The sequence below is a fragment of the Gloeocapsopsis sp. IPPAS B-1203 genome (assembly GCF_002749975.1).
Classification (GTDB): Bacteria; Cyanobacteriota; Cyanobacteriia; order Cyanobacteriales; family Chroococcidiopsidaceae; genus Gloeocapsopsis.
Window position 1 is genome coordinate 89,228 of the sequence record NZ_PEIG01000009.1, and the last position, 14,766, is coordinate 103,993.

Below are 14,766 nucleotides of genomic sequence, written 5' to 3' on the forward strand. Positions count from 1 at the left end.
CCTCACTCTAATAACCAACCAAACACAACTTTTACACTTAAACTTAGCTCATTAGCGAAGGAAGGAACTAATAGTAATTGCTCTGGTTTGTCAAAAACTATTGGTTGCTGCTTGGGCAGGAAAACAAAAACGGTTTGCTCATCAGGATCAATCAACCAACCCATCTCAGTTCCATAATCAAGGCAGTGCAAAATATTTTTAGTGACTTTCGTTTGGCTTTGCTCAGGTGACAAAATTTCAATTGTCCAGTCAGGAGCGCTCAAAAAGGTATTAGCAACCTCACCATTTTGGTCACGGGGAATTCTCTGCGAAGTAAACACAGCTATATCTGGCACAATCGAGCGTCCACAAAATGTACAACGTAGCTCTGAAAATGCTCGTGCGACTTGTCGAGGTTTGAGAATTACATTGATAGTAGTAGAAAACTCGGTTCGGATTGTGCTGTGCTTCCCTTGCGGCATTGGTTTCTGGATAATTTGACCATCAATGTATTCGCTAGCTGGCTCAGTTTCTGGTAGCTTCAGAAATTCTTCTATGGTGATGCGTTTAGATGAAGTTTGTACCATTAGGTATTTCCTAGAAAAAGAGTTTGATGGCTCTTGACTCAATTCTATAAAACTTATCAGGCAAGAAACTTCTAAGGGCATTCAGTCTCATCTTTAATTCAAAATTCATCCTTCATAACTCTGCGCAGCGGTAAATCTAGTTTTAAAATAGACAAGAAGTATTGTGAGTGCTGAGTTAAACTGCTTTAAGTCAAGACCGAGCAATGACACAACAAAAGCGCGATCGCACCTCCGTCCATCAAAACAGCTACTATGCGTTGCTGGGACTTCACCCTTCAGCATCTCCAATCGAAATTCGCCGTGCCTATCGGGAACTCAGTAAACGTTATCATCCTGATACCACAGATTTACCAAAAGCAAATGCCACGGCTAAGTTTCAGCAACTTAATGAAGCTTATGCTACGCTCAGTAGTCCAGAAAGGCGATCGCAATACGACTTAAAAATCGGCTATTCACGAGTTGCTGTGATTCAAGTTCCGGTAGATCTCAATCGCCCTGCATCTAATCCCACTTGGCAATCGCGCTCAGCATACCTCGATCCGACAGATCGCCCTCTGTCATCTGGAGAAATTTTCGCTTTATTTTTGCTACTGTTAACTTTTGTCTGTTGTGTCATATTAGCAATTACAGTTGCGCTCACTCGTGGAAACACATTTCAGCCAACAACTAGCCTACAGCCACCAATCGTAGTGCAACAGATCGTTAAACTTCCCAACCTTTAATCTAAAACTTCTATGTCTCTTCCTTCAGCTGATACACCCCTATATAACCATGCCCTCCCGAACATTGAAGAATGGTTAAGAAGCCAAGGTTGCCAACAAGATAGCGAGCAACTTCACTGTTGGTATTTACAGGGTCCTGATTGGGAAGCAGAGCTACTTCTTGATGTCGATCAACTGACAGTGCGTTACACAAAAGTTGGCACAACATCACAAGATATCCTCCGCTCGTTCAAATACTCTCTAAGTCGTGAAGATGTCGAGCAAGCTGTCTTTTCTGGACCTTAACTAGGGGCGAGGGGCGAGGGGCGAGTGGAAGAGTGGTTAGTGGCTAGAACAGGGGTGAGGAGGAGCCATGGCAAAGTTGCGGGGGTGTCCCCCTCACCTCTTCTTACACCTTTCCAAACCGTCTTTCACGCTTTTGGTAAGAGCATAATGCCCTGTGAAACTCAGCACGGTCAAAATCAGGCCATAGCGTCTCAGTAATGTAAATTTCAGCATAAGCCATTTGCCACAGCAGAAAGTTACTAATTCGCATTTCGCCACTGGTACGAATTAATAAATCGGGATCGCAAATTCCAGCAGTATATAAATGACGTTCAAATAATGCCTCATTAATATCATCAGGTTGTAGTAAGCCTTGCTGCACCTGATGCGCGATCGCCCGACAAGCATCTAAAATCTCTTGTCGTCCGCCGTAATTTGTTGCCACAGTAAACTGAATTCCCCGATTGTGTTGAGTTTGGTCAACAGCCCGCGTAATTTCTGCTTGCAGCGATCGCGGTAGCGCACTCAAGTTCCCAACAAACTGAATGCGGACATCTTCCTCCATCATCTCGCGCAATTCTTTACGCAACACCCGCTCAAACAATGTCATTAAAAAATCAACTTCTTCTAACGGTCTTCCCCAATTCTCTGTAGAAAAAGCATATGCTGTTAGGGCTGATACTCCCCAATCTCGACAACAACGCAGTAAATCTTTCAGCACATCTACGCCTTGTTTATGACCCATAATTCGGGGTAGCCCCCGACGCTTAGCCCAGCGACCATTTCCATCCATGATTACCGCCACATGTTTAGGCAGGCGTTCTTGTTTTAAATCGGGGGGCAAATCTTGTAACACGATTGGCTTTGCAGTCATTTTTTGTTTCGATGAGAAGCTGATGATGATACACCCAGTAAACGCGATACTAATGCCTTGCCTTGGTGACTAACTTGGCGAACCCAACTTAGCACACTAGGAGCAACAGTTTCACGCTCTACAGGCGGGGAAAACTTAGCTTCTAATAATTCTTTCAGTTTACTGCTGGTAAGTGGTCTATTGAGTACTCCCTTTTCAGCAAAAGAAATCGAACCTGTTTCTTCAGAAACAACGACACAAATAGAATTATCTGGAACACGCTCAGTGATGCCCATTGCTGCACGATGGCGAGTACCCAGTTGGCGTGAAGCCGTGCGTTTTGTCAGTGGTAAAATGACCGCAGCAGCAACCAGCCGCGAACCACGAATTAACGCCGCCCCATCATGAAGAGGAGTTTTTGGGTGAAAGATTGTTTGGATGAGTTCCTTAGAAACCTCCGCATTTAGCTGTACACCGGATGAATTGAAATCTCCTTCATCAATCGGACCATTAGTTTCTAAAACAATTAGTGCGCCAATTCTGTTTTGTGAAAGTTCCTTAACTGCCTCAACAATTTCATCAATTACACTATCTGGCTTAGAAATAGTCCGGCGCGATGGCTGCCATAAATGTCCCAATTCACCCCGTCCAAGCTGTTCCAAAAAACGGCGCAAGTCTGATTGGTAAGCAACAGCGATCGCTACTGCACAACCAATCACTAGCTTTTCCAGTACAAAATTGAGCAGCCGTAACTCTAATCTGCCACTCACTACAGATGCCAGCATGAGTACAATAAATCCTCGCACCATCCACAGCGTACGGCGCTCGCCAATGATCACTAGCACCATGTAAGTCAACCCCAGCACCAGCCCCAGATCAATTATGTGAAGCAATATTGACTGCGTCCAGCCAAGGTCGATCAGCCATTGCTTCCACAAATCTCTCATGATCAGGGTTCAGGGGTTAGGGGTTGTATCGTGTCTGGTTAGAGACTTATTATTTAGGCAGCTTCTTGTGCAGGAAAGCCAGTTGCGTGCGGGGATCTTTCTTACCGTAAACTGGCGTGGGCGGAAGAGAAAGGTTTTTGTTTTTTATATAGATTCGAGCATCAGAACTAACGATTCAGATTTGATGTTAGGAGTTAGGTAAGAAAGAACAGGAAGAAAAGAGGCTATTCTATCTTCCTCGATTTCATCTTAAAAATTCCCTGAGATTTTATGTCTCACTTGATAATCTTGCCGGTAGACAGTCTTGTCGCATCAAATCTTGATAAGTTTCACGCCGCAGAATCAAATTTGCTTCTCCTGCTTTAACGACAACTGCTGCTGGTCGAGCCAAGCGATTGTAATTCGATGCCATACTGTAGTTGTATGCTCCGGTTGCCAGCACAACAACAATGTCTCCTGGTTCAGACGGTGGTAAAGTTGCCTCTTTAATCAGAATATCGCCTGATTCGCAGTGTTTTCCAGCTATTGTGACTGTTTGTGTCGCTGGTGCAGACATTTTATTTGCTACAACTGCTCGATAAACTGATTGGTAAGTGATGGGACGCGGATTATCTGACATACCACCATCTACAGCAATGTAGGTACGAATTCCTGGAACGGTTTTTGACGAACCTACTGTATATGCAGTGACACAAGCTGAACCAATCAGCGATCGCCCTGGTTCGCAAAGCAACTTTGGTAATGCTATTTGCTGTGTCACACAAGCATCTTGAATCGCTGTACACACCCCCTTCACCCACGCTTCAATACTCGGGGGATCGTCAGCTTCGGTATAGCAAATTCCCAAACCACCACCGACATTTAATTCTTGAATCTGTAAGCCATAGCTGCTAGCTTTATCTAACCACTGCACCATAACTCCAGCTAAATCTTGATGTGGTTGCTGCTCAAAAATCTGGGAACCAATATGTGCGTGTAAGCCTACACAATTCAACGCAGAATGCTGACTAACAAACGCAAACACTTCATCTAATTGATTGGGATCAAAGCCAAACTTGCTGTCTAAATGTCCTGTACGAATATATTCATGAGTATGACATTCAATTCCAGGTGTTAGTCGCAGCATTATGCGAATTGGCTCATTGGCATCACTATTACCCATTACCGATGACCAATTACCTAATGTACGCAATTCATACCAATTATCAACGACAATCGTGCAACCTGAATTGATCGCTAATTTTAATTCTTCTAAAGATTTATTATTACCGTGGAGGTAAAGTTTATCGGGGTTCACTCCTGCTTGTAAGGCGGTGTAAAGTTCGCCACCTGAAACGACATCAATGCCCAAACCTTCTTGAGATGCGATCGCACATACTGCTAAACAACTCCAAGCTTTGGAAGCATAAAGTACTTGAGACTCTCCTGGGTAATACTTTTTAAACGCTTCGCGATACTGATGACAAGCGCTGCGTAAAGTGTCCTCATCCAAAATATAAAGCGGCGAACCAAATTGCTCTACTAGCGTTGTCACATCACATCCCCCAATTTCTAGGCGATCGCTGCTGTTAATTCGTGCAGTCAGGGGTAAAAGTTCTTGATTAGGGGACGCATCAGTTACCTTTGGTAAATACTGACGACCAGATTGCACCCCTGCAGGATGAGTCGATAGCATAATTATTAAATGTTTTCCTTTTGACAGGCGTAAATAGGGTTCGTCTCCCAGTGTACAAATTGCTGTGACTTTATTAGAACTTAAATATCTCACACCAGAGCATCTGGGTGCATTGTTGGAATTGGATCAAGCCTGCTTTGGAGGTCTTTGGACTTTGGAAGCTTACCAACGAGAGCTAGATAGTCCCAACAGTGATTTAATTGGTCTAGTCAACCCATTTGCGCCTAATTCACTTTTAGGGGTGGGTTGTCTGTGGGCAATTCTAGAGGAAGCTCACATTACCATTTTGGCAGTTCATCCTCAATACCAGCGCCAAGGTTTCGGTCAAGCACTACTTTACGGTTTATTGTCAGTAGCAGAGCAACGAAATTTAGAACGCGCTACTCTGGAAGTCAGAGTTTCTAATCATGCGGCGATCGCACTGTATCAAAAATTTGGCTTCAAAACTGCCGGACGGCGTAAAGGATACTACAAAGACACTGGTGAAGATGCCTTAATTCTTTGGCATAACGGTTTAGCACAACCAGAATTTCCTCAACTTTTATCTGACTGGGAATACCAAATTCACACTCACCTCGTCCGCTTAGACTGGGAATTACAGATTGATTTATCAGTATATTCCGCAGATCCGCCCTTGACAAAAAAGTGAATTTTTGCTAAATATTTATTCTTGGGGCTTAACGCTAAAACTGAAACAAAAATTCAGCAACAATAGCAATTAATATAAAAGCAACCAATAGAAACAAACTTCTTTCCATGACACAAGGTTCAGGATTGTAGCCAAGATATTTTGCTTTTAAATAAAATCTTTGGCTGAGCATTTTCTGAGAACCTAACGAAGGCAACAGTTGCAAAAAGTGCAAAATCCTCAAAAAGAGGAACAACCGTGCTGTAGTTTGTATCATAAGTTGACAGCCGGACCTAAAGCCTATGCTAAAATCAGCGTACCGGCACGACTCAGGTATGGAAAAACGCCATGTTTGAACGCTTCACAGAAAAAGCTATTAAAGTGATCATGCTGGCCCAGGAAGAAGCTCGCCGCCTGGGTCACAACTTCGTAGGTACAGAGCAGATCCTCCTGGGTCTGATAGGGGAAGGAACAGGCGTAGCGGCCAAAGTGCTGAAATCTATGGGCGTCAACCTCAAAGATGCTCGGATTGAAGTCGAAAAAATTATTGGTCGAGGTTCCGGCTTTGTGGCAGTGGAAATTCCGTTTACCCCACGGGCAAAGCGAGTTTTGGAACTTTCCCTAGAAGAAGCACGCCAGCTAGGACACAATTATATCGGTACAGAGCACTTGCTACTAGGCTTAATCCGCGAAGGAGAAGGCGTGGCAGCAAGAGTACTAGAAAACTTAGGAGTTGATTTATCCAAAGTTAGAACTCAAGTGATTCGGATGTTAGGAGAAACCGCTGAAGTCTCAGCAGGATCTGCGCAATCCGGTCGCACCAAAACTCCAACATTGGATGAGTTTGGCTCGAACCTGACTCAAATGGCTTCAGAAGGCAAGCTTGATCCTGTTGTTGGTCGCGCTAAAGAAATTGAGCGAGTTATTCAAATTTTAGGTCGTCGTACCAAAAATAATCCAGTATTAATTGGGGAACCTGGTGTAGGTAAAACTGCGATCGCTGAAGGTTTAGCATCGCGAATTGCTAATAAAGATATTCCCGATATCCTTGAAGAAAAGCGCGTTGTCACACTTGATATCGGCTTATTAGTTGCAGGCACTAAGTACCGAGGTGAATTTGAAGAGCGCCTGAAAAAAATCATGGATGAAATCCGTTCTGCAGGGAACGTGATTTTAGTGATTGACGAGGTGCATACTCTGATCGGTGCTGGTGCAGCTGAAGGTGCGATTGACGCCGCAAATATCCTCAAACCCGCTTTGGCAAGAGGAGAGTTGCAGTGTATTGGTGCGACAACACTAGATGAATACCGCAAGCACATCGAGCGCGATGCAGCACTAGAAAGAAGATTCCAACCCGTGATGGTGGGCGAACCGACTGTAGATGAAACAATTGAAATTTTGTACGGTCTACGCGAACGTTATGAGCAACACCATAAGTTAAAAATCTCGGATGAAGCACTCGTCGCAGCAGCGAAGCTTTCCGACCGTTATATTAGCGATCGCTACTTACCAGATAAAGCAATCGACTTGATCGACGAAGCTGGTTCAAGAGTACGCTTAATTAACTCACAACTTCCTCCCGCAGCCAAAGAGCTTGATAAAGAATTGCGTCAAGTCTTAAAAGAAAAAGACGATGCCGTTCGCGGACAAGACTTTGATCGCGCTGGAGAACTCCGCGATCGCGAAATGGAAATTAAAGCCGAAATTCGGGCGATCGCACAGAACAAAACAACCACCACCCGTGAGGGTGAGAACGATTCTCCAGTAGTGAATGAAGAAGACATTGCGCACATTGTTGCTTCTTGGACAGGTGTACCAGTCAACAAACTGACCGAATCCGAATCTGAGAAACTGCTGCATATGGAAGATACCTTGCATCAGCGACTCATCGGTCAAGAAGAAGCAGTCAAGGCAGTTTCTAAAGCAATTCGCCGTGCTAGAGTTGGCTTAAAGAATCCCAACCGTCCAATTGCTAGCTTTGTGTTCTCTGGACCTACTGGTGTTGGTAAAACTGAGTTAACTAAAGCGCTAGCAGCTTACTTCTTTGGTTCCGAGGAAGCGATGATTCGCTTGGATATGTCGGAATACATGGAACGGCATACCGTTAGTAAGCTTATCGGTTCGCCTCCAGGATATGTAGGATACAACGAAGGCGGTCAATTAACCGAAGCAGTACGTCGTAGACCTTACACAGTGGTGCTATTCGACGAAATTGAAAAGGCTCACCCTGATGTCTTCAATATGCTGCTGCAAATCCTTGAAGATGGTCGATTGACAGATGCCAAAGGTCGTACAGTGGACTTTAAGAATACACTGCTCATCCTGACTTCTAACATCGGTTCTCAGGTGATAGAAAAAGGTGGTGGTGGTTTAGGCTTTGAAGTTGCTGAAAATCGAGCCGAAGCACAATACAATCGCATTCGTTCATTAGTTAACGAAGAACTCAAGCAACGCTTCCGTCCAGAATTCTTAAACCGCTTGGATGAAATCATCGTCTTCCGTCAATTAACTAAGGACGAGGTGAAGCAAATCTCCGATATTCTGCTCAAGGAAGTGGTTAATCGCCTAACTGAGAAGGGGATCGTGCTAGAAGTTACAGAGCGCTTTAAAGATCGTCTCGTAGAAGAAGGATACAATCCTAGCTACGGTGCAAGACCATTACGTCGGGCGATTATGCGTTTACTCGAAGACAGTTTAGCTGAAGAGATCTTATCAGGACGCGTTAAAGATGGCGATACAGCTGTCGTTGATGTTGATGACACTGGTAATGTCAAAGTACTTGCTGAACAGCGACGAGAATTGTTACCTCAAGCTGTCGAGCAGTAGGTAGTTCATTTAAAGAGGGTATGCGTGATTATACCCAAACCTAGTTTACTTAATCCAACGGTAGAGAAAAAAACTCTACCGTTTTTTGTGCAATTTTGCTGAGTAGTTAATTTTCACAAAAATCCAACATGTCTACTGCATTAGTAGCTTGCTACACTTAAATTAATAACCATGTACTTCAATTCAAGTGCATAATAAAAGGCGATCGCGATCGCTGTCTTATGGTAACAAGCATCCTGCAGCGGAATAATGTCAGTGTTCTGGGTAATGGTAGTCAGACATTAATATTTGCACATGGTTTTGGTACGGATCAAACCGCCTGGCGGCATCAAGTTGCAGCCTTTACCGATAACTATCGCGTTATTCTTTTCGATCATGTCGGTGCGGGGAAATCAGACTTTGCCGCATATAGTCCGCACCGCTACAGTAGTTTGTATAGTTATGCTGAAGATTTACTCGATTTATGTGCTGAGTTGAAACTGAAAGACAGCGTTTTAATCGGTCACTCAGTGAGTGGTATGGTGAGCTTGTTAGCTGCCTTGGTTGAGCCGCAATACTTTCGTAAATTAATTTTTATCGGTGCATCGCCACGCTACCTCAATGATGTCGATTATATAGGCGGTTTTGAGCAAGCTGATTTAGATCAACTTTATGCAGCGATGGCAACAAACTACTACGCTTGGGCAAGTGGATTTGCGCCGCTGGCAATGGGAAATCCTGATAAACCAGAACTCGCGATCGAGTATGCAAACTCCTTATCCGCAATTCGCCCTGATATCGCTCAAGCTGTAGCGCGGGTAATTTTTCAGTCCGATCACCGCGAAGAGTTACCGCGACTTAAAATACCTGTTGATATCTTACAATCAAATAATGATATTGCTGTACCGCTAGAAGTTGGTCAGTATATGGCACAGAAGATCGCCAATAGCACACTGACAAATATCCCAACGACAGGACATTTACCTCACATCAGCGCACCAGAAACTGTTACCCGCGCGATCGCCTCATGTCTTGCCCAGATTTAAACCTAAATCATCCTGATTGGCTACCAACATTTAGACCAATATTATTTGCTGCCATCTTTATTTTTGTTGGCTTAGGTATACTGCAAGGATGGACATCTTTGCTGTTAGCACTAATTTTGTTCGCCGTATGTGCAGGTTTACCTCTACAAGTTGAGCAAGCATTACCGATTATTGCAGTTATTTTACTCGTTGGTATATTTGCTCCCGCACAGCTTTTACTTTCTTTTGAATTGTGTGGTGTCGTTATCAGCAGTGTTGCCTTAAATAAGTTCCTCCGAGTTATCGAGTGGCGTTTAGCAGCACAATCAGTTTTAGTGACATTGGTTAATACTAATACAGACACAACGCCAAATATACTCACTAATCAAGCTTTAACACTTTTACAAAAAATAACTCGTGCAGATGCTGCGATCGCCTTACGTCAGATTGATGATGTCACTGCCCAAACAATCGCCAGCCTACCTGAAAAAGCCCTTCCTGCTGCCCTTACTACCCCTACACTATTTACTAATGCATTAGCACAAAACCGCTGTCTCTACTACAGCAACTATCCCGCAACACCTAATGCTTCCCACATTCTACTTGCACAAGGAGCTAAGTCAGTTGCGATACTACCACTTGCGGCGTCGAATGGTACAAAAGGGGCAATTTTACTGATTTGGCATCGCTACACTTCCATTACTCCACAAATGCGGCAATTTATTGAGTTGTTGTTGGGTGAGTTACGTACGTTATTACAATTTACTGATACGACTATCCGCCTTGATAAACTGCGATCGCGCTTTAGTGCAATGCTGGAAACTATTCATCAAGGAGTTGTCTTTGTTGATGAAAGTGGAGAACAAGGGTGGATTAATCAAGCGGCTGCGGTGCAACTGGGGTTACAACCTGGTGCAGTAGAACCACCCATTTTGGCGCAAGCAATGGCAAAATTACGTACTAGTGCTGATAATCAAAGCGAAATCACCGCACAAGCAGCACAATTTTTTGCTCAGCCACTGTCTTGGAAACTTCCCTCAACGGGGGGAACCCCCGCACGGGAGTTTCCGCAAGCAGAAATTCGGAATTGGCATTGGATTTTTCAGGGTGAAACACCTAAAGTATTGAGTCTTTCGAGTACTGCAACGCGGATACACAATGTACCTGGTAGATTGTGGATATTAGATGATATTACTGAGCAATATCTTAGTCAAAAAATGCTGGTGCGACGTACTCAAGAGTTGTCACAAGCTAATCAGGAGTTAGAAAAGGCAAAAACAGATGCTGAAGCTGCAACTCGTGTGAAAAGTCAGTTTCTTGCGAATATGAGTCATGAAATTCGGACGCCGATGAACGCAATTGTCGGAATGACGAATTTATTATTGAGTACTCCGCTATCGCAGCAACAACAAGAATTTTTAGGAACAATTCGGACAAGTAGTGATGTTTTGTTGATGTTAATCAACGACGTTCTAGACTTATCAAAAATCGAGTCAGGTAAGCTAGAACTAGAACAGCGTGCTTTCAACTTAAGAACTTGTATTGAAGAAGCTGTAGATATTTTAGCTTTTAAAGCAGCAGAGAAAAATATTGAATTAGCTTACATTATTCATCCAGATACTCCCAATAATATCGTTGGTGATGTCACTCGATTGCGACAAATTCTCGTAAATCTATTGAGTAACTCCGTTAAATTTACACCCCAAGGAGAAGTTGTTATTTCGGTTACAGCCCGCGCCTTAGAACGTAATCATGAATATGAAATTCAATTTGCAGTCAAAGATACAGGAATTGGTATTTCACCTGAAACTGTAAAGCATTTATTTCAATCTTTTAGTCAAGGTGATGCTTCAATTACCCGCGAATATGGGGGAACCGGCTTAGGTTTAGCGATCGCCAAGCAGCTATGTGAGATGATGAAAGGTCGCATCTGGGTTGAAACTCACGCACAAGGAGGTTCTACTTTCTATTTCACGATCGCCACAACAATTGATACTAGCCTTCCCTCAGAAAGCATATTACATTTTGCCGGAAAGCGGATGTTAATTGTGGAGGAGCATCCGATCATTCGACAATCTCTAGTTTGGCAAGCACAGTCTTGGGGTATAGAGCCTTGTAGTTTAGAACCCGCAGCAGCACTTGCACAAATTCAACAAGGCGCATTGTTTGATGTAGCAATTATAGATTTACAAAGTCATCAAAGCAATGACGCGATCGCAGCAAGCCAATCTTCTCAATTACCTGTGATATTGTTAACAACGCTGAGCAACCAAAAGATACCTACACAGACATCTGTACTAGATTTTGTCAGCTATCTGACTAAACCAATCAAAACATCACATTTCTACCACATCTTGAGTCAGATTTGGAATAACTCATTAGTATCAGATACTAACAATAATTCAGGTGATATTGACGCTACATTTGCATCAAATTTACCATTGCGAATTTTGCTAGCAGAAGACAACATCGTTAATCAAAAAATTGCTTTACACATTTTGCAAGGATTAGGTTATCAAGCGGATGTTGCCAGTAATGGATTAGAAGTTTTAGATATTTTACATCGTCAAAATTATGATGTTGTGCTGATGGACTTGCAAATGCCAAAGATGGATGGTTTAACAGCAACTCATCAGATTGTGCAAGAATTTGCCAAAGATGTACGTCCTCAAATTATTGCGATGACTGCTAATGCCATGCAGGAAGACAAAGAAGAATGTCTTAAAGCTGGTATGGATAATTACATCAGTAAGCCTATCCAAGTAGAAGAACTCACGCAAGCACTGAGAGGAATTCAAAAACCCTTTGTCTCTGACTCACTCACTTTTGATACTCAACATTCAACAGCGATTGATTTTCAAAAGCTAGCTTCGTTGAAAAAAATGGTAGGGGAAAATGCAGAAAAAATTGTGACTGAGTTAGCCTATTGTTATATAAATGATTCGGTACAGCTTTTACAGGAAATGACAAGTGCAGTAGATTGCCAAGACGCGATCGCACTACGTAGAGCTGCACATACACTTAAATCCAGTAGTGCTACGCTGGGTGCCATGATACTTTCTCAACTGAGTAAAGAATTAGAAACAATGAGTGCTGACGGCAATACGAGCGAGATATCATCCAAAGTGGAGCAAATTGTAGCTGAGTTTGCCAGAGTAAAAGTTGCTCTGCAAGCCGAATGTCAGCTGAGCCAGGTATGAATATCACTGATCTCGAACAAGATCCCCCCCTTGTCCTCATTGTTGACGATGAGAAATTTACACGGCTACAACTCCGGCTAGCAATGGAACAAGTCGGCTATCAAGTTGTTGAAACAAGCAATGGAGAAGAAGCGTTAGCAGCTTACACGCAGTTGCAACCAGACATCATATTACTTGATGCCTTAATGCCCACAATGGATGGGTTTACGTGTAGTAGACAGTTACAAACACTTCCTGGTGGCGATCGCACGCCAATCTTGATGATTACCGCCCTAGAAGATCAAGATTCAGTTGATCGTGCTTTTGCAGCAGGCGCTACAGATTATATCACAAAACCTATTCATTGGGCAGTCTTGCGCCAACGCGTGTATCGTTTATTACAAGCAAATCGGGCAACTGAAAAATTACGCCAGCAGACAGAACGCGCCAGAGTCAGTGAAGCGAGACTGCGTATAGCGTTAGATGCAGCGCATATGGGAACTTGGGATTGGGATTTACTCGATAACAAAATTACCTATTCTGCTACTGCAGCCGCTAATATTGGAATTGCGGAAAACGAGGTGATTGATACTTACGAAAGTTTTACACAAAGTGTTCATCCTGAAGATCGCCAAGTCGTAGAACAAATCATCAGTGTTGCGATCGCACAGCAAACTGACTACAACGTTGAATTTCGCGTCATTTGGGCAGATGGTAGTATTCATTGGATTGCAGCCAGAGGTCAAGTTTATTGCAACGAGACAGGTAAAGCAATTCGGATGACCGGCATTAATATGGATATCACTGATCGCAAGTCATCTGAAGCCGAATTACAGCGGCAAACCTTGCGATCGCAGCTATTTGCAGATATCACCTTTAAAATTCGTCGTTCGCTGCATATCGAGGAAATTTTGCAAACGACTGTTACTGAAGTCCAAAAATTATTGCAGTGCGATCGCGCAGTATTATTTCAACTGTTTTCTGATGGTTCAGGTAAAGTTTTGAAAGAAGAAGTTGTGCCAGGATGTACCACGATTGTTGGGCGTAACCTCCACGATCCTTGCTTTCATCAGAAGTATCTTAACAAATATATTCAAGGGCATATTAGTTACGCTACAGACATTTACAGCTCAAATCTGCAACAGTGCTATATCGACTTTTTGCAGCAATTTCAAGTTGTCGCCAACTTAGTTGTGCCAATTTTTGTTAAGGAAAAACTCTGGGGTTTACTGATTGCACATCAGTGTAACGCTCCTCGACAATGGAGTCATTTTGAAATTGAACTGCTACAACAACTCAGCGATCAAATTGGCATTGCTTTAGCGCAAGCACAACTACTGGAAGATGAAACTCGGCAACGTCAAGAACTAACTCGCGCCAATGCAGAATTACAACAGTTTGCTTCGATCGCCTCCCATGATTTGCAAGAACCATTACGCAAAATTCAAGCTTTTGGTAATCGATTGAAAGCAATGTATGGTGACGGACTTAATGAACAAGGACGTGATTATTTAGAGAGAATGCAAAACGCTGCACAGCGGATGCAAGTCTTAATTGATGACTTACTGACACTTTCTCGAATTGCAACAAAGGCACAGCCGTTTGCACCTGTTAATCTCACTCAAGTAGCACAAGAAGTTTTATCTGATCTAGAAATACTTATCCAGCAAACCGATGGGCGCGTCATGCTATGTGAATTGCCAACAATTGATGCTGACGCCATCCAAATGCGGCAATTATTCCAAAACTTAATTGGTAATGCTTTAAAGTTTCATCAGCAACAAGTGCCAATTGTTAAGATTTACAGCAAGATTCTTGAAGATTGGCAAAGCCACAACAGTGAAGAATCTCTAGATGCCCAGCTTTGTGAAATTATTATAGAAGATAATGGTATAGGTTTTGACGAAAAATACCTCGATCGCATCTTTAATGTTTTTCAACGATTACATAATCGTAGCGAATATGAAGGAACAGGCATGGGTTTAGCTATTTGCCGTAAAATCGCCGAACGTCACGGTGGTAGCATTACAGCAACGAGTAAGCCTATGGAAGGAGCAAAATTTATCGTCAAGCTACCAATCAAACATAATAGAGGAGATTGA

At 43.1% G+C, this 14,766-nt stretch carries 11 protein-coding genes; 7 read left to right on the top strand and 4 right to left on the bottom strand.

The genetic code is table 11. From position 1 onward, the window contains the following. Positions 1-2: 2 nt before the first annotated feature. Positions 3-566: a Uma2 family endonuclease gene (locus tag CSQ79_RS16585; RefSeq protein WP_099702279.1), complete on the bottom strand. Its 564-nt coding sequence runs from the start codon at positions 564-566 to the stop codon at positions 3-5. Between the two features lie 203 nt (positions 567-769). Between CSQ79_RS16585 and CSQ79_RS16590 the strand changes: the two genes are divergently transcribed. Together CSQ79_RS16590 and CSQ79_RS16595 are read left to right on the top strand one after the other, a co-directional pair. After that, positions 770-1,288 (top strand): J domain-containing protein, encoded by a 519-nt coding sequence (locus CSQ79_RS16590; RefSeq protein WP_099702280.1) that lies wholly within the window; start codon positions 770-772, stop codon positions 1,286-1,288. A gap of 12 nt (positions 1,289-1,300) precedes the next feature. Next, positions 1,301-1,573 carry a DUF3143 domain-containing protein gene (locus CSQ79_RS16595; protein ID WP_099702281.1) on the top strand — a complete coding sequence of 91 codons (273 nt, stop codon included), beginning with the start codon at positions 1,301-1,303 and terminating at the stop codon, positions 1,571-1,573. A gap of 103 nt (positions 1,574-1,676) precedes the next feature. Here CSQ79_RS16595 and uppS read toward each other — a convergent pair whose 3' ends face one another. From uppS to lysA, 3 genes are all read right to left on the bottom strand, one after another. Then, the gene (uppS, locus tag CSQ79_RS16600) at positions 1,677-2,426 is read right to left on the bottom strand and encodes an undecaprenyl pyrophosphate synthase (RefSeq protein ID WP_099702282.1); all 750 of its coding nucleotides are present in this window, start codon (positions 2,424-2,426) and stop codon (positions 1,677-1,679) included. Next, the gene (gene cdaA / locus CSQ79_RS16605) at positions 2,423-3,352 is read right to left on the bottom strand and encodes a diadenylate cyclase CdaA (protein ID WP_099702283.1); all 930 of its coding nucleotides are present in this window, start codon (positions 3,350-3,352) and stop codon (positions 2,423-2,425) included. Before cdaA ends, uppS begins: the two co-directional genes overlap by 4 nt. Before the next feature lie 268 nt (positions 3,353-3,620). Further along, the gene (gene lysA / locus CSQ79_RS16615) at positions 3,621-5,027 is read right to left on the bottom strand and encodes a diaminopimelate decarboxylase (RefSeq protein ID WP_099702285.1); all 1,407 of its coding nucleotides are present in this window, start codon (positions 5,025-5,027) and stop codon (positions 3,621-3,623) included. A gap of 64 nt (positions 5,028-5,091) precedes the next feature. Here lysA and rimI point away from each other — a divergent pair, with 64 nt between their 5' ends. The 5 genes from rimI (at position 5,092) to CSQ79_RS16645 (ending at position 14,766) form a co-directional block, all read left to right on the top strand. Beyond that, positions 5,092-5,676 carry a ribosomal protein S18-alanine N-acetyltransferase gene (gene rimI, locus CSQ79_RS16620; RefSeq protein WP_099702286.1) on the top strand — a complete coding sequence of 195 codons (585 nt, stop codon included), beginning with the start codon at positions 5,092-5,094 and terminating at the stop codon, positions 5,674-5,676. A 327-nt stretch (positions 5,677-6,003) separates the two neighbouring features. Then, complete coding sequence (locus tag CSQ79_RS16630; protein WP_099702288.1) at positions 6,004-8,481, top strand: ATP-dependent Clp protease ATP-binding subunit; 2,478 nt, start codon at positions 6,004-6,006, stop codon at positions 8,479-8,481. A 221-nt stretch (positions 8,482-8,702) separates the two neighbouring features. Beyond that, entirely contained in the window at positions 8,703-9,506 is an 804-nt protein-coding gene (locus CSQ79_RS16635; RefSeq protein WP_099702289.1) for an alpha/beta fold hydrolase, read from the top strand. Then, the gene (locus CSQ79_RS16640) at positions 9,488-12,685 is read left to right on the top strand and encodes a hybrid sensor histidine kinase/response regulator (protein WP_099702290.1); all 3,198 of its coding nucleotides are present in this window, start codon (positions 9,488-9,490) and stop codon (positions 12,683-12,685) included. Before CSQ79_RS16635 ends, CSQ79_RS16640 begins: the two co-directional genes overlap by 19 nt. After that, positions 12,664-14,766, top strand: coding sequence for a response regulator (locus CSQ79_RS16645; RefSeq protein WP_289501225.1), 2,103 nt, complete (start codon positions 12,664-12,666; stop codon positions 14,764-14,766). Before CSQ79_RS16640 ends, CSQ79_RS16645 begins: the two co-directional genes overlap by 22 nt.

Bases quoted from the DNA above. Each gene is read 5' to 3' on its own strand.
- CSQ79_RS16595 (WP_099702281.1), top strand. From the start codon at position 1,301: ATGTCTCTTCCTTCAGCTGATACACCCCTATATAACCATGCCCTCCCG.
- CSQ79_RS16585 (WP_099702279.1), bottom strand. From the start codon at position 566: ATGGTACAAACTTCATCTAAACGCATCACCATAGAAGAATTTCTGAAG.
- CSQ79_RS16590 (WP_099702280.1), top strand. From the start codon at position 770: ATGACACAACAAAAGCGCGATCGCACCTCCGTCCATCAAAACAGCTAC.
- cdaA (WP_099702283.1), bottom strand. From the start codon at position 3,352: ATGAGAGATTTGTGGAAGCAATGGCTGATCGACCTTGGCTGGACGCAG.
- lysA (WP_099702285.1), bottom strand. From the start codon at position 5,027: ATGCTATCGACTCATCCTGCAGGGGTGCAATCTGGTCGTCAGTATTTA.
- CSQ79_RS16635 (WP_099702289.1), top strand. From the start codon at position 8,703: ATGGTAACAAGCATCCTGCAGCGGAATAATGTCAGTGTTCTGGGTAAT.
- CSQ79_RS16640 (WP_099702290.1), top strand. From the start codon at position 9,488: ATGTCTTGCCCAGATTTAAACCTAAATCATCCTGATTGGCTACCAACA.
- CSQ79_RS16630 (WP_099702288.1), top strand. From the start codon at position 6,004: ATGTTTGAACGCTTCACAGAAAAAGCTATTAAAGTGATCATGCTGGCC.
- uppS (WP_099702282.1), bottom strand. From the start codon at position 2,426: ATGACTGCAAAGCCAATCGTGTTACAAGATTTGCCCCCCGATTTAAAA.
- CSQ79_RS16645 (WP_289501225.1), top strand. From the start codon at position 12,664: ATGTCAGCTGAGCCAGGTATGAATATCACTGATCTCGAACAAGATCCC.